Annotated in this window: 27 protein-coding genes; 25 read left to right on the top strand and 2 right to left on the bottom strand. The window is 47.3% G+C overall.

Translation table 11 applies throughout. The features are described from left to right. The first annotated feature begins 164 nt into the window (after positions 1–164). Together rsmD and coaD are read left to right on the top strand one after the other, a co-directional pair. Positions 165–743: a 16S rRNA (guanine(966)-N(2))-methyltransferase RsmD gene (gene rsmD, locus FH749_11430; protein ID MTI96074.1), complete on the top strand. Its 579-nt coding sequence runs from the start codon at positions 165–167 to the stop codon at positions 741–743. 4 nt (positions 744–747) lie between these two features. Then, the gene (gene coaD / locus FH749_11425; GenBank protein ID MTI96073.1) at positions 748–1233 is read left to right on the top strand and encodes a pantetheine-phosphate adenylyltransferase; all 486 of its coding nucleotides are present in this window, start codon (positions 748–750) and stop codon (positions 1231–1233) included. On the opposite strand, the gene ylbJ is transcribed toward coaD, so the two are convergent. Next, the gene (gene ylbJ, locus FH749_11420) at positions 1217–2431 is read right to left on the bottom strand and encodes a sporulation integral membrane protein YlbJ (GenBank protein ID MTI96072.1); all 1215 of its coding nucleotides are present in this window, start codon (positions 2429–2431) and stop codon (positions 1217–1219) included. The genes coaD and ylbJ overlap by 17 nt on opposite strands. Positions 2432–2530: 99 nt before the next feature. Between ylbJ and FH749_11415 the strand changes: the two genes are divergently transcribed. After that, positions 2531–3328, top strand: a complete 798-nt coding sequence (locus FH749_11415) for a patatin family protein (GenBank protein MTI96071.1) — start codon at positions 2531–2533, stop codon at positions 3326–3328. On the opposite strand, the gene FH749_11410 is transcribed toward FH749_11415, so the two are convergent. Then, positions 3315–4514, bottom strand: coding sequence for a nucleotidyltransferase (locus tag FH749_11410; GenBank protein ID MTI96070.1), 1200 nt, complete (start codon positions 4512–4514; stop codon positions 3315–3317). The two genes, FH749_11415 and FH749_11410, sit on opposite strands and share 14 nt — an antisense overlap. A 37-nt stretch (positions 4515–4551) precedes the next feature. Between FH749_11410 and FH749_11405 the strand changes: the two genes are divergently transcribed. The 22 genes from FH749_11405 to FH749_11300 all read left to right on the top strand — a co-directional run bounded on the left by FH749_11405 (position 4552) and on the right by FH749_11300 (position 20875). Further along, complete coding sequence (locus FH749_11405) at positions 4552–5793, top strand: acetate kinase (GenBank protein MTI96069.1); 1242 nt, start codon at positions 4552–4554, stop codon at positions 5791–5793. Between the two features lie 70 nt (positions 5794–5863). Continuing rightward, complete coding sequence (locus FH749_11400; GenBank protein ID MTI96068.1) at positions 5864–6370, top strand: DUF177 domain-containing protein; 507 nt, start codon at positions 5864–5866, stop codon at positions 6368–6370. Positions 6371–6388: 18 nt separating this feature from the next. Then, positions 6389–6565, top strand: a complete 177-nt coding sequence (locus FH749_11395; GenBank protein MTI96067.1) for a 50S ribosomal protein L32 — start codon at positions 6389–6391, stop codon at positions 6563–6565. 121 nt (positions 6566–6686) lie between these two features. Continuing rightward, positions 6687–7250: a transcription factor FapR gene (gene fapR / locus FH749_11390; GenBank protein ID MTI96066.1), complete on the top strand. Its 564-nt coding sequence runs from the start codon at positions 6687–6689 to the stop codon at positions 7248–7250. Between the two features lie 3 nt (positions 7251–7253). After that, positions 7254–8252 (top strand): phosphate acyltransferase PlsX, encoded by a 999-nt coding sequence (gene plsX, locus FH749_11385; protein MTI96065.1) that lies wholly within the window; start codon positions 7254–7256, stop codon positions 8250–8252. Then, entirely contained in the window at positions 8245–9099 is an 855-nt protein-coding gene (locus FH749_11380; protein MTI96064.1) for a DegV family protein, read from the top strand. Before plsX ends, FH749_11380 begins: the two co-directional genes overlap by 8 nt. Positions 9100–9155: 56 nt before the next feature. Beyond that, positions 9156–9386 (top strand): acyl carrier protein, encoded by a 231-nt coding sequence (gene acpP, locus FH749_11375; protein MTI96063.1) that lies wholly within the window; start codon positions 9156–9158, stop codon positions 9384–9386. A 47-nt stretch (positions 9387–9433) separates the two neighbouring features. Further along, on the top strand, positions 9434–10090 hold the full coding sequence (gene rnc, locus FH749_11370; GenBank protein MTI96062.1) for a ribonuclease III: 657 nt from the start codon (positions 9434–9436) through the stop codon (positions 10088–10090). A gap of 33 nt (positions 10091–10123) precedes the next feature. Next, entirely contained in the window at positions 10124–13699 is a 3576-nt protein-coding gene (smc, locus tag FH749_11365; protein MTI96061.1) for a chromosome segregation protein SMC, read from the top strand. Continuing rightward, positions 13677–14579, top strand: a complete 903-nt coding sequence (ftsY, locus tag FH749_11360) for a signal recognition particle-docking protein FtsY (protein MTI96060.1) — start codon at positions 13677–13679, stop codon at positions 14577–14579. The genes smc and ftsY overlap by 23 nt, the downstream gene beginning before the upstream one ends. Next, positions 14576–14752 carry a hypothetical protein gene (locus FH749_11355; protein MTI96059.1) on the top strand — a complete coding sequence of 59 codons (177 nt, stop codon included), beginning with the start codon at positions 14576–14578 and terminating at the stop codon, positions 14750–14752. Before ftsY ends, FH749_11355 begins: the two co-directional genes overlap by 4 nt. A gap of 49 nt (positions 14753–14801) precedes the next feature. After that, a complete protein-coding gene (locus FH749_11350) occupies positions 14802–15053 on the top strand; it encodes a hypothetical protein (protein ID MTI96058.1) in 252 nt (83 codons plus the stop codon). A 261-nt stretch (positions 15054–15314) separates the two neighbouring features. After that, positions 15315–15644, top strand: a complete 330-nt coding sequence (locus FH749_11345) for a YlxM family DNA-binding protein (protein ID MTI96057.1) — start codon at positions 15315–15317, stop codon at positions 15642–15644. A 13-nt stretch (positions 15645–15657) separates the two neighbouring features. Next, on the top strand, positions 15658–16977 hold the full coding sequence (locus tag FH749_11340) for a signal recognition particle protein (protein MTI96056.1): 1320 nt from the start codon (positions 15658–15660) through the stop codon (positions 16975–16977). A gap of 23 nt (positions 16978–17000) precedes the next feature. Then, a complete protein-coding gene (gene rpsP / locus FH749_11335) occupies positions 17001–17243 on the top strand; it encodes a 30S ribosomal protein S16 (protein MTI96055.1) in 243 nt (80 codons plus the stop codon). Between the two features lie 15 nt (positions 17244–17258). Then, positions 17259–17486 carry a KH domain-containing protein gene (locus tag FH749_11330; protein MTI96054.1) on the top strand — a complete coding sequence of 76 codons (228 nt, stop codon included), beginning with the start codon at positions 17259–17261 and terminating at the stop codon, positions 17484–17486. Positions 17487–17496: 10 nt separating this feature from the next. Then, the gene (gene rimM, locus FH749_11325) at positions 17497–17997 is read left to right on the top strand and encodes a 16S rRNA processing protein RimM (protein MTI96053.1); all 501 of its coding nucleotides are present in this window, start codon (positions 17497–17499) and stop codon (positions 17995–17997) included. Next, a complete protein-coding gene (trmD, locus tag FH749_11320) occupies positions 17994–18671 on the top strand; it encodes a tRNA (guanosine(37)-N1)-methyltransferase TrmD (protein ID MTI96052.1) in 678 nt (225 codons plus the stop codon). Before rimM ends, trmD begins: the two co-directional genes overlap by 4 nt. 60 nt (positions 18672–18731) lie before the next feature. Then, positions 18732–19076, top strand: coding sequence for a 50S ribosomal protein L19 (locus FH749_11315; GenBank protein MTI96051.1), 345 nt, complete (start codon positions 18732–18734; stop codon positions 19074–19076). Between the two features lie 44 nt (positions 19077–19120). Next, positions 19121–19921 (top strand): ribosome biogenesis GTPase YlqF, encoded by an 801-nt coding sequence (gene ylqF / locus FH749_11310; protein ID MTI96050.1) that lies wholly within the window; start codon positions 19121–19123, stop codon positions 19919–19921. 4 nt (positions 19922–19925) lie between these two features. Further along, positions 19926–20528, top strand: a complete 603-nt coding sequence (locus FH749_11305; protein MTI96049.1) for a ribonuclease HII — start codon at positions 19926–19928, stop codon at positions 20526–20528. Beyond that, positions 20525–20875: a YraN family protein gene (locus tag FH749_11300; GenBank protein MTI96048.1), complete on the top strand. Its 351-nt coding sequence runs from the start codon at positions 20525–20527 to the stop codon at positions 20873–20875. The genes FH749_11305 and FH749_11300 overlap by 4 nt, the downstream gene beginning before the upstream one ends. Positions 20876–21142: the final 267 nt, after the last annotated feature.

Raw genomic sequence — 21142 nt, 5'->3', positions numbered from 1 at the left:
ATAACAACGTTCCACTTTACCAGGGCGGCAGCAATTTCACCCGACAAGCCTTAAAAGGCTTAAATAGCATTACCGCTATTTAAGCATACGAGGTTCTTCAAAAAACCTACAATGACTTGACACGATCCCCAATTTTATTTTAGTTTGCCGGAAATTTTTATGATATGTTACAATCAACAGGAGGTGAAAATATGCGCATAACCGGTGGGAGTTTACGGGGCAGAACGCTTAAGTCCCTAAAAGGCAAGGGAACCCGGCCTACGGCCAGCAGGGTCCGGGAAGCAATATTCAACATAGTACAAGCAAGAATACTCGGCAGTCGGTGGTTGGATTTATTTGCCGGCACCGGCGCCATTGGCATCGAGGCCCTGAGCCGGGGCGCAGACCACTGTACTTTTGTAGAAAAAAGCCCACGGGTATGTCCGGTGCTGAGGGAGAACCTAAGAAATCTTGAGCTTGTTAATAAATCTAAGCTTGTATGCCGGGACGCGGCGCTGGCGTGCAGGCAATTGGCGATGGAACAACAGAAATTTGATTTTGTCTATATAGACCCCCCCTATGAAGAAATCGGGAATTATAAGCGCGTACTAGGATTAGCTGCCGGGTGCCTTAAACCGGATGGTATTATGGCTGTTGAACATAACATCGATTTGCCCCCGGTAACAGAAACTGCCCTTGTGGAGATTCAGTCCCGTCGCTATGGAGATACTGCGGTAACTTTTTTTCGAAATGAAACGAGGTGAAAACATGACAAAGGCAATTTGCCCGGGTAGTTTTGACCCGGTAACCATGGGGCACTTGGACATAATCACCCGAGCCAGTAGGATCTTTGAGCACTTGTATGTGGCCGTCGCCACCAACGCAAGCAAAAATCCACTGTTCACAGTTGAACAGCGGATTGATTTGCTAAATCAGGTTACTGGCCAGTTGCCCAATGTTGAAATCATTACGTTCTCCGGTCTATTGGTGGAAGCAGCCCGGGAAAGGGAAGCGCAAGTGATTGTCAAAGGGTTGCGGGCGATTTCTGATTTTGAATATGAATTTCAAATGGCGTTGATGAATAAAAAGATCGGGGATGAAATTGAAACTTTATTTTTGACAACTAACAGCAAGTATTCGTTTTTAAGTTCCAGCATGGTTAAAGAAGTGGCCCGACTTGATGGCTGTATCCGTGGTCTGGTTCCTGATTCTATTCATGATATCATTCAGGCCCAAATTAAAGCCCAGATTTAACTTTAAATATAGAAAGGCGCAAGCGGGAAATAGCCTGAAACAGGCCGACACCGACAGCTAGCAGCACCCAGCCGGTCATAACTCTACCAAGCACCGATGCTGACAGCAAATATCTCTGCCCCAACTCCAAGGTGGCGTAAATGGGCACTGATGCATCCAGGGCAGGAACTAAATCAAACTGGAACAATAGTAGGGTGTAGACCGCAGCCAACGTGGCATGAATAGCCCGTGCCACCAGGTATGGTTTTATGTCGAGGTCGGTGCCGCTGATTATGCTTGCCACTTGACCGTGGACAGATAGACCGCTCCAAGCGATTACCCCACTTACTGCCATTATTTTATGAGTCATTGCCAACGATGACTGGGACGCCACCTGACAGCCCAGAGTTATTTCTAAAATGCCATTTGTGATCAGCAGCAGGTAGTCGCTGGATACAGCAAAAATTTCTGCAATCCAGGCAACAATTCCAGACGCATTGAGAATCTCGATGACTACCGAAAAGCTGATAATAAATCCGCCGACCAATAATAGGGAACTGACTGAATTACGTACTGCGTCACCCATCAACTTGCCAAAGGGACGTTGTTCTTTAGTTCTTGCCTCGACAAGACTTTTTGCTGCACGAATAAGAATAAATTGGCGTTTTGAGCCGGGAGCTGATGACGGGGCGGCGGAGGGTTTGTGAAACCGCATCAGCAGACCGACACTGATGCTTGAAAGATAGTGGGCGACAGCAATTGTATAGCCGATTTGCGGATAAGCAAGCATGCCGACGGCGACGGCGCCAAACATAAAGAGCGGGTCAGCTGTGTTGGTGAAGGACATCAACCGTTCGCCTTCTTCCTTGCTGATCATATTTTGGGAGCGGAGTTTTGCAGTTAGGATTGCACCAATGGGGAATCCTGATGCCAGTCCGACAGACATGACAAACGCCCCTGACCCCGGTACACGAAACAGGGGACGCATCAGCGGTTCAAGCATCACACCCATAAAATGCACAACTCCCAATCCCATGAGTATTTCGGCGGCTATAAAAAAAGGCAAGAGCGCTGGAAATACCACATTCCACCAGACATCTAAACCACGAACAGCTGCCTGAAATGCATTTTCAGGAAATAAAACCATGGAAAATGTGAGTGTAAAACCAATTAGGGCAAACATATAAAACGCCAATCGTCTTTTGCGTGTGATTGTCAAAACTCTCCCCCCTTGCAATATCTAATTTATTTGTAATCTAGGATTTTATTAGTGTTTTTTAACGTGGAGTGTTAAAAACACTACTATGGAGGAAGGAAAATGTCTGATAGACCAAAAATTGGGCTGGCCCTTGGCGCTGGTTCTGCCCGGGGTATTGCCCACCTGGGTGTTCTGCGTGTACTGGAAAAATATAAAATCCCCATCGATTATATCGCGGGGACCAGTATGGGAGCATTGATAGGCGGCTTATACAGCTTCGGCCTTGACGTGGAGTTCATGATAAAATTCGCCAGCGAGCTTCAATCTCGCTCATGGATTGATCTAACCGTTCCTCGCCAGGGTTTTGTCCGTGGGGATAAGATTCAGTCCATGTTACAGCTATTGACAAAAAATCAACGGATTGAGGACCTGCCGCGACCGTTTGCAGCTGTGGCTACAGACATTGAGCGGGGAGAACCGGTTGTGCTAAGCAAAGGGGCGTTGGCCACGGCAATCCGCGCCAGCATCAGCATTCCGGTGGTCTTTAAACCAATTTCCATTGACGACAAGTTGTTGGTGGATGGCGGCATTGTCGACCGTGTTCCCGTAAGTGTCGTCAGGCAGATGGGCGCCGACGTAATAATTGCGGTGGACGTCAACAAATTTGTGGCCCACCAGCCAGTGCGCAATATGTTTGATGTAATGTTCCAGACCATTGATATTATGGAGCGCAAAATAATGAATACTACAATTCTCGATACTGATATCTTGATCCGTCCCCAGGTAGGACACATAAGTCCGGCACATTTTCATCGGGTCGATGAATTAGTTGCCGAAGGAGAGCAGGCCGCCGTGGATACCATCAGCACCATTGGCTATGTCTTGAAAAAAAAGCGTTCTGAGTTCAACCCTCAATAGGCTGAAGTGTAAGCTCCATCGGTAATGGCTTTCGGGTGGCCAGCGAGTAATAATCACCGGCTCTGAGGTCCAAATTCAAGAGCGCCCGGGCTGTGATATCCAAACGGTTTGCGTCTTTGGCGGGCGAGAAAATGACAGGAATTTTGCCGCCTGCAAGTCGTTTCGCTAGGGAACGGCCTTGGGCTGTATATCCAAGCACACGGATATACGGGGTGTAAGTTTTTGGTTGGGGAATGTTTTCAAAGTCCAGCATCAGTTGCATCAGGATGCGCTGCAACCGGGTCCGGGGATAGCGTTTGGTCTTGACCAAGCGCAGGAACTCATAGAGGTCATTGGTTGTCCATGCATGGTTTTTGAAGCGGTTTTCCAGGCCTTCTGATATCGACTGTAATCTTCTGAGCTGCTCCGCATCGCTGGTCCGGAGTTTGTGAAATATAATTTGGGCAAAATTGGAGATAAATACCGGACCTTGTTCGTCAAGTGCTGTGAAGAAGGTCGCTTGTACCCCGGAAGGAAGCATTTTGCAGGCATCCTTCATTCGCCCTTGCTGTACCGCTTGGCGTATAGCCGTCGCGCTTCCGTATGCATGGGGTTCTGTGCTGTGATGCCCAGGACCTGTACGCAAAACTGTATGAAAATCAAGATTTGCTCCCAGGGCGCGGGCCGCCCGAATGTACTCAATGCCTAGGATATTGTTGGCACCAGACATTAGCCGGGAGGCCGAGGCCGAGGATAAATTGTTGCGCTCAACAGCAGTTTGCACCGCTCGGGCATAGGTGATGCCTGAAGAAAGAGTTGTTTTTATAGTGTTTTGCGTTTCTGGATTATCGATAATCTCTGCCAACCGAGAAAGCGTTGCCAGGTCGCCGGATTCACTGCCAAAGCTAAGGCAGTTGATTCCACAGACATTTAACAACCCAATTCCTGCTCGGGCAAATGTTTCTGCGCTTTGCAGGGCAAAATAACAGGGAAGCTCTATTACCAGGTCTGCTCCCGCTTGCAATGCCAGTTTTGTGCGCATCCATTTATTAAGGAGTGCAGGCTCGCCCCGTTGAACAAAATTGCCACTCATGGCCACAAGAACTAAATCTGCGTTTGTTTCTGCCTTTGCTTTTTTCAGGTGGTAGTGATGACCGTTATGTAGTGGGTTGTATTCAGCAATTACTCCCAGTAATCTTTCAGGCATTGACAATCACTCCATTTAAGTTAACAATATATAGTTGATGGGCTTTTCGCTAACTATAGCATTAAAAAGGACTGGAGGTAAAGATGTGAATATTTTAGTTATCAATTGTGGTAGTTCGTCGCTCAAGTATCAGCTGTTCAATATGGAAAAGGAAACTGTGCTCGCAAAGGGTTTGGCTGAACGTATTGGCATCCCAGGTTCTGCTTTGATTCATACTCCCGCCGGACGGGACAAAGTGACCCTGGAACAGGATATGAAGAACCATCAGGATGCCATCGAAATGGTAATGGCAGCGTTAACTGATGCCAGTCATGGCGTCATCAAATCATTGGCCAGCATTGATGCAATCGGCCATCGTGTGGTTCACGGCGGTGAGGCCTTCTCCGGCTCTGTTCTGATTACCGATGAAGTTATGGATGCCCTAAAGCGTAATGTTGACCTGGCGCCTTTACATAATCCGCCAAATATCATGGGTATTGAAGCGTGCACCGGGGTTTTGCCTGAAGTGCCGCAGGTGGGAGTGTTTGATACAGCTTTCCATCAGACAATGCCTGATTATGCATATTGCTACGGTCTGCCATTTGAGCTTTATGAGAAGTATGCCATTCGTCGTTATGGCTTCCATGGAACTTCCCATAAATTTGTAGCCCAACAAGCCGCTCAAATGCTGGGGCGGCCCCTGGAATCCTTGAAAATTATCACATGCCACCTGGGCAATGGCGCCAGTATTGCCGCCGTCAAGAACGGCGAATCTGTTGACACCAGTATGGGCTTCACACCGCTGGAAGGCCTGATTATGGGGACACGGTCCGGCGATATTGATCCAGCGATTCCCTTTTTCCTAATCAATAATGCAGGCATGAGTGCAGATGAAGTTAATGACACTTTGAACAAAAAATCTGGCGTCTTGGGCCTCTCAGGCGTTAGCAGCGACTTCCGCGATATCGAACAGGCCGCTGCCGATGGAAATGAACGGGCACAGCTTGCCTTGAGAAGTTATTACTATCGTGTCACCAAGTATGTCGGTGCTTATGTCGCAGCGATGAATGGTGTGGATGCAATAGTCTTTACCGCGGGGCTCGGCGAGAATTCACCTGAAACCAGGCTAGAGGTTTGCGCGAACCTGGAGTATTTGGGGTTGAACGTCGATGAGGCCAAAAACAATCAGCGCGGCAAAGCTGTGGATATCACCGCAGATGATTCCCGTGTCCGGGTGCTGGTGATTCCCACCAACGAAGAACTTATGATTGCCAGGGATACCAAAGATATTATCTCCTGAATAGCTTGACATCTCCCGGTGATTGTAATAATATCAAAATTGGCTTTTTGCAGCCGGCAGGAGTGGTTTCGTGGTTGTTAGAATAAACATCCATGCGATTAAATTTAACAAAGCCAACGAGTTGAAGGGAACAGTGGAAGCAAATGTCGGCGAATTGGACTTGGCATACGAAGAGGTCCAGTGGCAGGAGCCGGTAATAATCAGCTATCAGGTTACAAACGCCGGTGATTTGTATTTGTTTGAGGCCCGGGTTCAATTCTCCTATTCCATCGCCTGTTCCCGCTGTCTAGCCCCGATAGAGGAAAAAAAGGAATTGACAGTGCAAGAGCAATTTGGTCGTCGTACAGATCAATCAAATCCATCCGAGGATATACAAGCGGTTACTGGTGATGAAATCGATGTAACCGACTCGATTCGTGACCAGATTTTGTTGACAATGCCGGCTAAACCCCTGTGTAAGCAGGATTGTGCCGGCCTCTGCCCGCAATGCGGCGGAGACCGTAATCGGGTGGCATGCGATTGTCGCGAAGATAATATTGATCCGCGACTAGCTGCTCTAGGCAAGCTTTTAAAGTAAGGGTCAGGAGGTGTTAAGATGGCAGTACCTAAGCGAAAACATTCAAAGGCCAGGCAGGCAAAACGGCGTGCAAACTGGAAATTGAACAGTCCTAATCTGGTTCATTGTCCCCAATGCCACGAACCCAAGCAGTCACATCGTGTTTGCCCCAATTGTGGTTTTTACCGGGACAAAGTCGTTGTTGATACAAATTAAATGTAAAACAGGAAGGAATCGCCCTTCCTGTTTTTTATTATTGTAATGTATATAAAAACCGTATATAATTGGTAGCAGGTAATAGAACCTCAATGTTATACATAGAGTGAGGTGAGGAAGATTGCACTCAAAAAAGCGGACGCGTCAATCTGAATTGCAAAAACTTCTGGACAAAAACCCATTTATGTCCGACGAAAAACTGGCCAAATACTTTGAAGTCAGCATTCAGACGATCAGGTTGGATAGAATGGAGTTGGGAATTCCCGAGCTGCGGGAACGGGTGAAATTAGTTGCCCACGATGCGTATGCAAAAATCAAGTCTTTAGGGGAGCAGGAGCTGGTCGGCCAGTTGCGCGAATTGGAATTGGGCAGCCATGGGAAATCGGTATTAGACACAACCATGGAGATGATCTTTGAGAAAACCAAGGTCGTACGGGGACATCATATCTTTGCCCAGGCCAATTCCCTGTCAGTGGCGCTGGTTGACGCAGCGGTGGCCCTAACGGCTGACGCAAGTATCCAGTTTGTTCGGCCGGTATATGCCGGAGAACGTTTAGAATGCACCGCGACAGTTGTCATGAAGACCGATACCCGGGTGACAGTGGAGGCTGTCACCAAGAGCAGTGACACTACAGTTTTTACTGGCAAGTTTTCAATCGCTGTAATTACTGAACAGGAGGGATAAGAAATGAGGATTGCCGTAGATGCAATGGGTGGCGACAATGCTCCCGAAGCAATTGTAGCCGGCGCCCTGGAAGCTGCCGAATTGTTGCCTGATGCCCAGATTATTCTGGTAGGAATCAGCGAAGAAATAAAAAGGTTAAATCCGGGAACAAAGGTTGAAATATTGTCTGCGCCGGAAGTTATACTAAATGAGGATAAACCGTTAATGGCAATCCGGCGCAAACGCAACTCTTCTCTGGTTCGATGCCTGACCATGCTCAAGGATAAGGAAGTAGATGCCATAGTATCTGCTGGGAATACCGGCGCTTTTATGGCTGGAGCGAGCCTGATTGTCGGACGCATTCCCGGGATAACCAAGCCGGCTTTGGCCCCTGTTCTGCCAACCGAATTAGCACGTGGCGTTATAGCGCTGGACCTAGGAGCGACAATGGATGCGAAACCGGAAAATCTTTATCAATTTGGAATCATGGGTTCTTTATACGCGAAAACAGTTTTTGATATTAATGCGCCACGGATTGGTTTATTGAACGTAGGCGTTGAACCCGAAAAAGGCAATGATATTGTCCGCAAGGTATTTAGCATGCTTGCGGCGGACGACAGCCTTAACTTTGTGGGGAACATAGAAGCAAGGGATGTTATGAAAGGGGAATGCGATGTTTTAATCTGCGATGGTTTTGTCGGCAATGTTTTGCTTAAATCTATGGAAGGTACCGCCCAATCGATTTTTACCGGCATCAAGTCATCAATTGTCGATGGTGGAATTAAGGCCAAATTGGGGGCGTTATTACTCAAAGATACATTGCGCAAGTTTAAACGACAGTTAGACTACTCAGAGCATGGCGGCGCACCATTGCTGGGCATTAACGGGGTCTGTATAAAATGTCATGGTTCATCCAATGCCACGACAGTAAAAAATGCAATACTTAAGCAGGCCTATCGATTAGTAAAGGAAAGCGCTGTTGACAAAATTACTGCGATGTCAGGAGGAGAAAAAAATGAGTAAAATTGCGATTGTAACGGACAGCACTGCTGATTTAAGTCCAGACTTGGTTGCAGCCCATGGGATTACCGTCGTTCCTCTGAATGTGCATTTTCACGAGGAAGTTTTCAAAGACGGGATTGATATCGACACAGATAGTTTCTTTGCTAAATTAAAGGACTCCACGGTGCCCCCCAGGACAAGTCAGCCTTCCCCGGGCGATTTTCACAAGGTGTATAAAACCCTTCTGGGCTCTGGCTATGATGCAATTATTTCTATCCATATTTCCAAAGAACTTAGCGGCACCTTTCAGTCGGCGACCATTGCCAAATCAATGCTGCCGGAAGAAAATATCCACATAGTTAATTCCAAGTCAGCTTCAATGGGTTTGGGAGTAATTGTTCTGAAAACCGCGGAGTTGGTAGCAGCAGGCGCTACAGTTGAAGATGCCGTTGCCAAAGCAGAGCATTATTCCAACAGCCAGATGATTATTTTTGCCGTTGATACCCTGGAGTATCTGCACCGCAACGGTCGTATCGGACGGGCGGCCAAATTGATAGGCAGTCTGCTCAGCGTAAAGCCGATGCTTACCGTGGACAGCGACGGTTTTGTGGCCCCCCTGGGCAAGGTTCGGGGCCAGGCCAAAGTAATCCCATTCTTAGTTGAAGAGGCCAAACGTTTTCTCGAAGATTATAATGGCAAGATTGATATTGCAGTTTTACACGGTCAGGAACCGAAACTTGCCGAAGAGATTAAACAATTGCTGCAAAAGGAGCTGCCGGTTGAGAAAGCATACATTTCTGATATCGGAAGTGTCATTGGCACGCACACAGGCCCCGGTGTTGTAGGGACTATCATTCAAAAGCATTAGTCTTGTAATATCAAAAAAAAATAGTAGAATATCAAACGAAGGGAGGTTTTAGGCAGATGGATATCAAGGCAACTGTAGTTTCAATTATTGCTGACCAGGCAGGGGTTGCAGAAGCAGAGCTGACCGACTCCACCAATCTCCAGGCAGATTTGGAATTAGATTCATTGGACATAATGGATTTGCTTTTGAGCCTGGAAAAGGAATTTGATATGCAGATTCCGGACGAGGATCTGGGCAAAATCCAGACAATCAAGGACATAGTCACCTATATTGAAAATAATCAATAACATCAAGGCCCTAAATGGGCCTTGATTACATATAGGGAGGTAGCTCTATGTGCTCTATGAATTTAATTAAAAGTCTTGTTAACCACAGTTTATACTGCGAAGCCCTTACCCATTCATCAACGGGCAAGACAAAACATAACGAACGCCTTGAGTTTCTTGGCGATGCAGTTCTAGGGTTGATTATTAGCGAACATCTTTATCTACATAATTCCACATTCAGTGAAGGCCAGATGTCCCGGCAGCGGGCGGCGGTTGTCAGGGAGGAAACCCTGGCAAATGTGGCTAAGAAATTGGGAATCGGCATAGAACTGAGGCTGGGCAAGGGCGAGGAAAAGACAGGCGGACGACAACGGACTTCATTGTTGGCTAATGCCATGGAAGCACTGCTTGGCGCCCTTTATCTGTCGGTTGGATTGGACCAGACCAAAGAAATAATCGAGCAATTGTTTGCGTCGGCAATAGATGATGTACTCAAATCTCAAAGACTTGATGATTATAAAAGTGAATTTCAGGAGTTAATGCAGAGCAGAGGCGGCAGTCATCAATATCTTCTTGCCCAGGAAGCGGGGCCAGATCATGACAAGACTTTTTGGGTTGATTTGGTGGTGGATGGAGAAAAAATTTCTTCAGGAAGCGGCAAGACCAAAAAACAGGCCGAACAGCAAGCAGCTAAAAAGGCGTTGAATAATCGACTTTGGCCCTAAGCCGTGTTACAATATGCCGGGAGGGAAACCGTTATGCAACTTACCAAATTAGAAGTATACGGATTTAAATCTTTTTCAGAGCGGACTGAGCTCAATTTTTCCCCCGGGATAACTGCCTTTGTCGGGCCAAATGGTTGTGGCAAAAGCAATGTAGTTGATGCAATACGCTGGGTGTTGGGCGAGCAAAATCCACGAACAATCAGGGCCAACAAAATGGAAGATGTCTTTTTTGCAGGCAGCCAAAAGAGTCTTTATAAAAACTATGCAGAAGTAAGTATTGTTCTGGACAACTCTCACCATACACTTCCCCTTGATTTTAATGAAATTACCCTGACCCGTAGGCTTTATCGCTCCGGCGAAAGTGAGTATTTTATAAACCGAGTGCCCTGTCGCTTAAAAGATATCCAAGAGCTGTTGGCGACAGCTTCTTTGGGAAAAGGTACATATGCGATAATCGGTCAGGGGCAAGTTGAAGAAGTTATTAACAGCCGCCCGGAAGAACGCAGGCTGATGTTTGAAGAAGCCGCTGGTATTTCGGTGTATAAGATTCGCAAAAAAGATGCATTTAAAAAGTTGTCAGATACCCGGGCCAACTTAACTCGCCTGGAAGATATTATTCATGAACTTGATGCCCAGCAGGCAGATTTGGCTGCTGGGGCCCAACGGGCCAGAAGGTTTTTGCAACTTAAAGATGAATACGACAAATTGGAGTTGGTGCAGTGGGCCAACCGGTATAGCGATTTGACAGAAAAACTAACCGAGCAAGCCGATAACAAAACAGCCGCGCTGGCTATCGTGGACGGGAAAAACAATGAGCTTGCCGCTCTGGCGTCAAATCTTCAACATCTTAGCCAGCAACTAAGTTCAGTTCAGGAGCAGGCGTCAGGGATACGACAGAAAAAAACCAAACTTGCCAGCGATATCACGGCCGCAGATTATCAGTTGCGATTGGCAAATGAACGGCTTCAGGATTATCTGACTATGCGCAGTAAATCCGAGGAAGAAATGCATAAACTCCAGGCCGAAATTTTGGACCTGCAGCAGCATGTAGAGGCGGAGAAAAAGAAAGTTTTTCAATTCTCCAGACAAAAAGAATTATTTAATACTGCCTTGGATCGTAATCAACGGGTGTTGGAAGCAATCAGGCGCATAGACGCCAAGCTTACCTCCTATTTGTCCCGGACCGATAATGAGATTATTGGCGCAGTTACCCAGAGTTCCAAAGCAACCTCTGACCAGGACCAGGCCAAGGTATTGGCCGCAGAACTTACTGAGCAAGTCAAATCGCTGTCTGAACGTCTTCAACACCATCAACAAGAGCTCGCCCTCCAAAGGCGAACCATCGACGCGGAAACGAACAAGAAGGCCGACCTGACAAAGCAAAATCATGCCGATAAACTCCGGCTGGAGGCAATCAAACAACAAATTTCAGAACTAGAACAAAACCGGGCGCAAATTGCAGATACCCACCAAAGGGCGCGTAACCATATTGACGGACTAAAACAGCAGGTTCAGGTTATCAGCACAATGGACGCTGACTATGAGGGCTATGGTTATGGTCCCCGCAATGTTCTGCAAGCTGCTGGCAAGGGCAAGTTATCGGGCATTATCGGCGCCGTCGCTGAGATTATCAAGGTAAAAAAACCAGATTACACTTTGGCGGTGGAGACGGCTTTGGGCGCCAGCATGCAGAACATAGTTTGTCAAGATGATGTGGCCTGTCAAAAGGCGATCGAGTATTTAAAGCAATCCGGTCGCGGGCGCGCGACTTTTATCCCCCAAACGGTCAATAGTCATCCCAGAACTAATTCCTCATTGCCTACTGAGGCTGTTGGAATTGCTGCCGATCTTGTGGAGTATGATTCTAAACTGCAGCCGGTAGTCAATATGCTTTTGGGCAATGTCCTTGTGGTTAATAAACTAGAGGACGCCGTCAAGATTGCACGCCAGGCAAATCAACGCTACAAAATTGTTACCATTGAAGGGGACATAATAAACAGAGGATTTTATACCGGAGGCGCTCCCAGTAAAAATAAAGGCGGTATTCTCCAGCGCAAAGCAAGGTTGCAAAGGCTGGCAACCGAAATTAGGTTAGGCGAAGAGCAGCTTAAAACTGCTCACGAAAAATTGCTGAATCAGGACAAGGAGTTGGCAGAGAAACGCGCTGCCCGGGCCGAAGTCTCCGCCAGGCTTGAACGCAGTCAAGAAGAGGTCCTTTCGCTGAACGCAAAATTGCAACGGCTTCAGGCTGAATTTGAACAACAAGAACAGCGGGAGCAGGAGCTCAAGGAGTTATTGATCCAGGAACAAACTAAGCTCGGCGCCACGCAAGCGATAATAAACAGCCTTGATAGCGAAGTCAGCAGCGGGCAAGTAAACCTAAAGCAGTTACAATCTACCAAGAACAAGCTGCAAGCATATAAATCCGAGATAGAGGCTCAGCACACCCTTTGGTCATCTGCGGAAAATCGTTTACAACTTACATTACTCTCAATTAAAAATGAAGAGCAGAATGCTGAGCAACAGCTCCGCCAACTGCACAAACAAATAACCTCTGTAGAGAGCCAATTGGAAACTAACCAGGAAGCCCAGGCGCGTTATCAGCAACAGATTGAAGGTTTAGATGCACAGATTGCCAATCTGCAGGCAACAGGCCGGGAAAACCGAAGCATGGAGCTCAAGCTGGAGAGTGAACTAAGCGCTTTGGAGAGCGAAGCTGTCTCTATCCAGCTCAAGCTTGATGAAGGGGAGCAAGCACGCTCAGCAATCGAGGCAGAGATCTCTCGCATTAGGAGCAGCATACATGAAGCAGACTTAAAACAGGCCCGTTGGCAAGCGGAGAAAGAGGCACTTGAAAAAGAGCTGGCAGAAAAGTTCCGTATTGACTGCCAGTCGGCTTTGGCTCATAAGGATTCCGCTCTGGGTACAACGGAGCTTAATCGCCGTTTGAAAGCGATTAAGACAGAAATTCTTGATCTCGGTGAAGTTAATATCGCTGCTATAAAGCAGTACGATAAGTTCCGGGAACGTTTACAATTTTTATCCAGTCAGCGCAACGATTTATTGGCTGCAGAACAGGATATCACCACATTGATTCAGGAACTAGATGCCAAAATTAGTGAGATGTTCAGTGAAACCTTCAGTCAGGTCCAGAAAAATTTCACTGAAATATTTAAGACTTTGTTTCGGGGTGGCACTGCCTATCTCTCCCTGAGCAATCAAGAAGATTTGTTTGAGTCCGGGGTAGAAATTTTTGCCCAACCACCAGGAAAACGAATTCAAAGTCTGTCTCTGCTGTCCGGCGGCGAGAAAGCAATGACAGCGATTGCCCTGTTATTCGCATTGTTGTCTGTAAAGCCAGTACCGTTTTGCATTCTGGATGAAATTGAGGCAGCATTGGATGATGTCAATATCGTCAGATTCGCCGGTTATTTGAGCAAGTTGGCCGAATCAATGCAGTTTATTTTAATAACCCACCGCCGGGAAACGATGGAGCATGCCCATAGTCTGTATGGGGTAACCATCGACACGGCAGGCTCCTCGCGACTAATTTCAGTTACGCTTAATAATCAATCAAAAAAAGGTGATGCAGTTTATGGGCTTGCTTGACAAATTAGGCAGAGGACTGGCAAAAACTCGTGCCAAACTCAAGGACTCCCTAGCAGATATCGTTTCTGGCAGCGGTGGGTCCCGGACAGAAATTCTTGAAGAGTTGGAGGAATTTCTGTTGTTGGCTGATGTAGGTCCCAGTGCTACCGAAAAACTGTTGGACGACTTGCGACAAACTAAGCCGGCACCGGACCAATTGGCCCACTCTTTAAAGGCTGGCTTGCAAGAATTGCTTCAAGCTGGCGATGTCGCAAGAGAGAGTAAAATTATTGTTTTGGTTGGCGTAAACGGATCTGGAAAGACCACAACTGTTGGCAAGCTTTGCCACCGCTTTAAAAATGAGAATAAAACCCCATTTGTGATAGGCTGTGATACTTTTCGCGCCGCGGCTGATCGCCAGTTGGAAGCTTGGTGTCAACGTACAAATACTGAATGTATAATTGGTAAACCAAAATCCGACCCCGCATCAGTAATTTATGACGGCCTGAATTCTGGTCAGGCACAAAAGGCTGATGTAATTATTTGCGATACAGCCGGGCGCCTGCATGTTAATAAGAATTTAATGCGCGAATTGGAGAAAATTGTCAGAGTGGCCCGTAAAATTGGCGAAGAAAATGTGGAAGTCTTGATGACCATCGATGCGGGAACCGGTCAGGCTGCCATTGATCAGTTTGCCGTTTTTCACGAGTGGATAAAGCCGGATGGTATTATTCTTACCAAGCTTGATGGAACTGCCAAGGGCGGCATTGCTGTTGCTTTGGTGCAAAAATACCAGGTCCCTGTCCGCTATTTGGGTGTGGGGGAAACCCTTGACGACCTGCTGGCATTTTCTAGCGGGGAGTATGTGGACGCCCTGATACCGGAGACAGTTAATGACTGACCGTCCACGGAGTAAGGGCTGAAATCTGCTGGAACGATTTGCGAACCAGGATCTTTGCGCTTGCAATCAAACTTACCGGCAACCGATTTGAAGCTGACGATCTCACCCAGGAAGCTGTGCTTAAGGTACGGGCAAAAATAGACGACTTTCGTGGAGAAAGCCAGTTTTTTTAGTTGGGTCTACAGGGTCGTGTTAAATCTCTACAGAGACCAACGCAGGCGAATGTCGAGATTATGCACTGTGCCGCTGGAAAGAATCCGAGAATTACAAACCCAGTTTGATGGTTATGAGTTCTCCGGCCTCAAGCAAATGCTTGCAAACTTGCCGCACGTCCAACGCAATGTTTTGCTGCTGCATGTGCATTATGGCTACTCATACAATGAGATTGCCAAGCTTACCCAATCCTCGCTGGAATCGGTTCGGGGAAGGATTTATAGAGCAAGACAGGTACTAAAAAAAGAATTTTGCAAGTAAAAAAATCGCCACTACTTGTGGCGATTTTTACGAAAATCTTTGCTTATTTCTTCGGCTAATTCCTGTTGAAACCGCTCTTTATTAAAGATATCTTGAAAGTTGTTGGATTTTTTCATTGTTTTATCCCTCCTCTGTTTATATTTTTAGCAGACGTCAACCTAAAAATGCTGAAACATATAAACAGTAGAGTTGACATTGGACCAAATTTGGTTTAGACTGGCCAATGTAAAGCAATTTTCCTTTACAAGCAGGTGGTTTTATTTGTCAATTGAAAAAACAACCCGTCTTAATATGCTCTATGATTTTTATGCGGTTCTGTTGACAGACCGCCAGCGGGAATTGTTTGAGTCCTATTACCAATTTGATTTGACGCTGGCAGAAATTGCTGAGAATTTATCCATCAGCAGGCAGGCTGTGTATGACATGCTGCGGCGGGTGATAAGCCAATTAGAGAATTATGAACAAAAATTAGCTTTATTGTCCAAACATCAAATGCGTTCGGAGCTAATCTCCGAATTGCAAACCAGTCTAAAAGCTAAATCTGTTGACAGAGAGTTACTAACTCTAGCTGAGAAAATCAAAGAATTATGAGAGGATTGTTTCAATGGTATTTTCTGGACTATCCAAACGCCTGCAGGATATTGTCGGCAATTTGCGCGGTCGCGGTCGGCTTAGTGAAAAGGATGTAAAAGCTGCGCTCCGGGAGATTAAGCTGGTTTTGCTGGAGGCTGATGTTAATTTTAAAGTCGTCAAAGACTTTATCAAAGTTCTCCAGGAGCGTTGTGTTGGCAGCGAGGTGCTCAACTCGTTAACTCCTGGACAAAATGTAATCAAAATTGTCAATGAAGAGTTAACCCGGTTGCTGGGTGAGGCCAGTGTCGACCTTGAGACCGCCAAGCCAATATCTGTTTATATGCTGGTAGGCCTACAGGGAATGGGGAAGACCACCTCCGCTGCAAAACTTGCCCGGCTTCTAAAAAGTCGAGGCAAAAAAGTGGCCTTAATCAGTCTCGACACATACCGGCCTGCGGCCATGGAACAACTGGAATTATTAGCCTCTGAAATCGAAGTGGATTATCTTGATCCCGCTGGCGCTGACCCGGTTTCCCGGGCCCGGGCTGCCAGCAAATTATTGACTGATTATGATGTCGCCATCTTTGATACCGCCGGTCGGCTGCATGTGGACGAGGCGTTGATGGACGAATTGCGCGAAGTATATGCACTTGTTGATCCCACTGAATCCATTTTGGTGGTTGACGCGATGACTGGTCAGGATGCAGTCAATATTGCCATCAGTTTTGCAGGACAGAATCTTGTGGATAGTATAATTCTTACAAAGCTAGACAGTGATACGAGAGGTGGCGCGGCTATTTCCATGCGCGCCGTAACCGGAAAGCCAATAAAATTTGTCGGTATGGGTGAAAAAACTGACCAGTTGGAGGTATTTCATCCCGACCGCATGGCGTCTCAGATTCTTGGTATGGGCGATGTGCTGACTCTGATTGAGAAAGCACAGGCCGCTTTCGACCAAGAGAAGGCCCTGGAACTGCAAGATAAATTACGTCAGCAAAAATTCACGCTTGAAGATTTCAGGGAGCAATTACAGCAATTTCGCAATATGGGCTCTGTGGAAGATATGTTGGGCATGCTTCCGGGAGCACATAAGTTAGGAAACATTAATTTTGACGAGAAAGAGATTGCCCGCTTTGACGCAATAATCTCGTCAATGACAGCCAGGGAGCGAAATAATCCGGAGATAATTAACGGCTCTCGGCGCAAACGGATTGCCAGGGGAAGCGGCACCAGCGTTCAGCAGGTAAACAAGCTGCTTAAACAGTTCTCGATGATGCAAAAAATGTTTAAACAGTTGAACCCGAAAAAAGCACACAAGAAGGGAAAATTTCCTTTCCCATTTAAATTTTAATTAATTCCAGGAGGTGAATAAATATGGCAGTGAGAATGCGTCTAAGAAGACTTGGAGCCAAGAAAAACCCTTTTTACAGGATTGTTATCGCGGATTCCAGATCACCCCGCGACGGCAGGTTTATTGAGGAAATCGGCTATTACAACCCCGTGTCCCAGCCCGCCGAAGTAAAGGTAGATGCTGACAAGGCTCGGGAGTGGTTGGCCAAGGGAGCCCAACCATCTGACACAGTTCGTGGTATCCTGAAAAACCAGGGTATTTTGTAATTGGAGGGCGTGCCAATGGATGCTTTGTTGGAGTATGTAGCTAAGTCATTGGTGGACAATCCGGATGCGGTCCAGGTAACCAAAAAAATTACCAGCCGCAACATCCTGCTGGAACTGAAAGTCGCTCCGGAGGATATGGGCAAGGTTATCGGCAAGAACGGTAAAATTGCTAAGGCGCTGCGTTTGGTGGTCAGTGCTGCGGCCACCAAGGCCGATAAACGCGTAAATGTGGATATTGTTTAGGTAAATTAAAATGTTGGTTATCGGTGAAATTGTTGGCGCCCATGGTGTCCGTGGCGATATAAAGATCTATCCGCTTACTGACTTTCCCGAGCGTTTCCTGGAAATGGACGCTTTATGTTTGCGCGCAGCTGATAGCAAAATTACCGAGTTCGAGCTGATTTCAGCGCGGCTGCATAAAAATGTTATCATTGTCCATCTAAAAGGCGTTGATGACAGGAATGCCGCGGAAGCGCTGCGAGGCCGAGAAGCAGTGGTGCCTTACGAGGATGCAGTGCCGCTTCCTGCTGGCAAGTGGTATATTTATCAGCTTATTGGAGCCAGGGTCAGTACAGAAGACGGTTCAACCTTGGGAACCATTACTGAGGTATTCAGTTTGCCTGCAAACGATGTTTTCCAGGTTGAAGCACAGGGAAAAAGGTACTTGATTCCAGCGCTGAAAGAAGTTGTTCTCCGGATAGATGTGGATAGCCACGAAGTCATTGTTCGCTTGCAGGAGGGAATGCTGGAATGAGAATTGACATCGTGACAGTGTTTCCGGAAGTAGTCCAGGCGCTTACCGGGTTCAGCATGCTTAAGCGTGCCCTGGATAAGGGGCTGGTGGAGATAAATGCCGTCGACTTGCGTACGTTTTCTACAGATAAGCATCGCAAAGTTGATGATTATCCCTACGGCGGCGGTGCGGGCATGGTTCTCAAGCCGGAACCGCTGTTCCGTGCGATTGAATTTTTGACTGCTGGCAAGCCCGCTGCTGAAATCATTGCGTTGACTCCGGGAGGAAAACAGTTCTCTCAGGGCACAGCCCGTGATTTGTCCGGCAAAGAGCATCTGGTGCTGCTTTGTGGCCATTACGAGGGCATTGATCAGCGGGTTTTAGACGGTCCAGTGACAATGGAAGTCTCGATTGGCGACTATATTCTCACCGGCGGCGAACTGCCGGCGTTGGTAATAACCGATGCCGTTACCCGGCTGCTGCCAGGGGTGCTGGGCAATGAAGATTCGGCTATGGATGAGTCCTTTGAGAGCGGTCTGTTGGAATATCCCCACTATACCCGGCCCCAGATCTTTCGGGGCATGGAAGTGCCCGATATCTTGTTATCCGGGCACCATGCGGAAATTGCTCGTTGGCGTCGACAGAAGGCCCTGGAAAAAACCCGGGTCCGGCGTCCAGAGTTGTTGTCGGATTAGAGGTTGTGTTATAATACACTGGGTTATTCAGGTGCATTACACCTGAAAGGAGGCAAAAGCATGAAAATCATTCATGAAGTTGAAAAAGAACAATTTAAAAAAGATATTCCCGATTTCAAACCGGGTGATACTGTCCGCGCCCATGTTCGGGTTGTAGAAGGTTCCCGGGAACGGATTCAGATTTTTGAAGGCGTTGTCATCAAGCGGCGCGGTTCCGGCCTGCGGGAGAGCTTTACATTGCGCAGAATTTCCTATGGCGTCGGTGTGGAAAGAACTTTCCCTTTGCATACGCCCAAAATTGAAAAGTTGGAAGTTGTGCGTCGGGGACGGGTACGTAGGGCAAAGCTTTACTACCTGCGTCAGCTTCGGGGCAAGGCTGCCCGAATCAAAGAAGCAAAACGCTAAGCATGGGGACATTTTGTCCCCATTTTTGTTGTGGAGGTGGTTGGGTGAACATCCATTGGTATCCCGGGCATATGGCAAAAACCAGACGATTGATCGCCGAAGCTCTCAAGTCTGTGGACTGCATCGTCAACTTACTGGACGCACGCCTGCCGGAAAGCAGTCAAAACCCGCTCTTAAGGGAGCTGGCCGGTGACAAGCTGACTATTTCAGTTCTTACAAAAGCTGATTTGGCCGATCCTGTTGAGTCGGAAACTTGGTGTCGTCAGCAGACCGATGCCCTGGCAGTATCGCTGAAAAATAATAAAGATAAAACCAAACTGCTAGCGTTCCTGCAATCTGTGTTAAGCAAACGTGTCCGTTTGCGATATCAACGACCTTGGCGTGTAATGGTGGTGGGGATTCCCAATGTGGGTAAGTCCACGCTAATCAATCTTTTGGCAGGACGCCGATCAGCCCAGGTTGGGGATCGGCCGGGCGTAACCAAAACCAAGCAGTGGATTAAAATTTCTTCAAAATTGGAGTTGTTGGATACCCCGGGCATACTTTGGCCAAAGCTGGATGACCACCTAATTGCACTCAAGCTAGCAGCAGCCGGATGTATCAAGGATGAAATTCTACCTGTTCAGGAAGTGGCCACTTGGTTGCTTGCTGATTTGCAAACAGCTTACCCCGACAAACTGGCGGAAAAGTATGGTGCTGGCGTATTGAGTCTGGAAGGGATAGGAGAAAAAAGAGGAGCTTTTCAAAAGGGTGGCGAAATAAATTTAGATAAAGCCGCTGAGTTAATTCTCCGTGATTTCCGGAGCGGACGTTTGGGTAAAATCAGCTTGGACCGACAGGGGTGAATCTATGGCGAAATGGCAACTGGAGCAGGAGTTAATGAATAATGGCTTTACGCTTGTGGGCGGTTGTGACGAAGTCGGTCGCGGCCCGTTAGCGGGCCCGGTGGTGGCGGCGGTCACAGTATTTAAAGATTGCCGTCTGGAAGGACTGCGGGATTCTAAACGGTTGGCCGACAAACGACGACGCCAACTGAGCCGGGAAATCTGTGCCCAAGCAGTGGCCGTGGGAATCGGTGTCGTTCAAAATGAAACCATCGATCGTGTCAATATCTTAGAGGCTACCCGCCTGGCAATGCTTTCCGCCTGGCGCCATTTACATACCAAAGCCGGGTATCTGCTGATCGATGCAGTGGATTTGCCCTCCCTAGAGGGTGTAGTGCCCTGCCGTTCATTGGTGCGGGGTGACCAACACTGTGCCTCGATAGCTGCCGCATCAATTATTGCCAAAGTCTATCGGGACAAGCTGATGCAGCATTATCACCGCTTGTATCCTATGTATGGTTTTGCTGCTAATAAGGGCTATCCAACTGCAGAACACCGCGCAGCGCTGCAAGAACACGGTCCCTCTCCGATACATAGAAGAAGTTTCAATGGGGTGGAAACAAAGTGAATCGCCAGATGCTGGCCCGTATAGGAGAGAAGATGGCTGAAAAAGCCGCGATTGAACGTGGGTATCAAATTTTGAACAGGAACTACCGCTGTCGCTGGGGGGAGATTGATTTAGTTCTCAAATCCAATGATATTGTAATTTTTGCAGAGGTGAAAACCCGTAGCACAAATCGGTTTGGCGCCCCGCACGAAGCAGTGACTCCAGCAAAACAGAGGCAGCTTCAGAAGCTTGGCCGCTGGTATGCATCAGAAAACAACCTGAAGGGATTTAATTTCCGCTTTGATGTGGTGGCGATTATGACCGACGATGCAGGTATAAGCCTAAGGTGGTATGAGAACGCTTTTTGATTGAAATATGTCGAATTTTGTGATTGCCCGGGAAAACACTTGCCCGCGGCGTTTTTTATTGTAACAAAAGGCCCGAAGGCCTACAGACTTGCATTGTACAGTAAATCGCTGAAAAAGGCACAACCTTAACTTGAAAAGCCCGGAACATAGGGCTTTTCGTCATTTTTACAGGCACAAATTCCAAAAACCTGTAGGCACAACAATCTGCGCAAAACCCTTGTCCTTATTGGTAACACATGGTATAATGTAGGTGCCATGTATATTAGA

This window comes from Bacillota bacterium, from assembly GCA_009711825.1.
GTDB lineage: Bacteria > Bacillota > Proteinivoracia > UBA4975 > VEMY01 > VEMY01.
The sequence above is the reverse complement of the archived record's forward strand: the minus strand, read 5'-3'. Positions and strand labels throughout refer to the sequence as shown.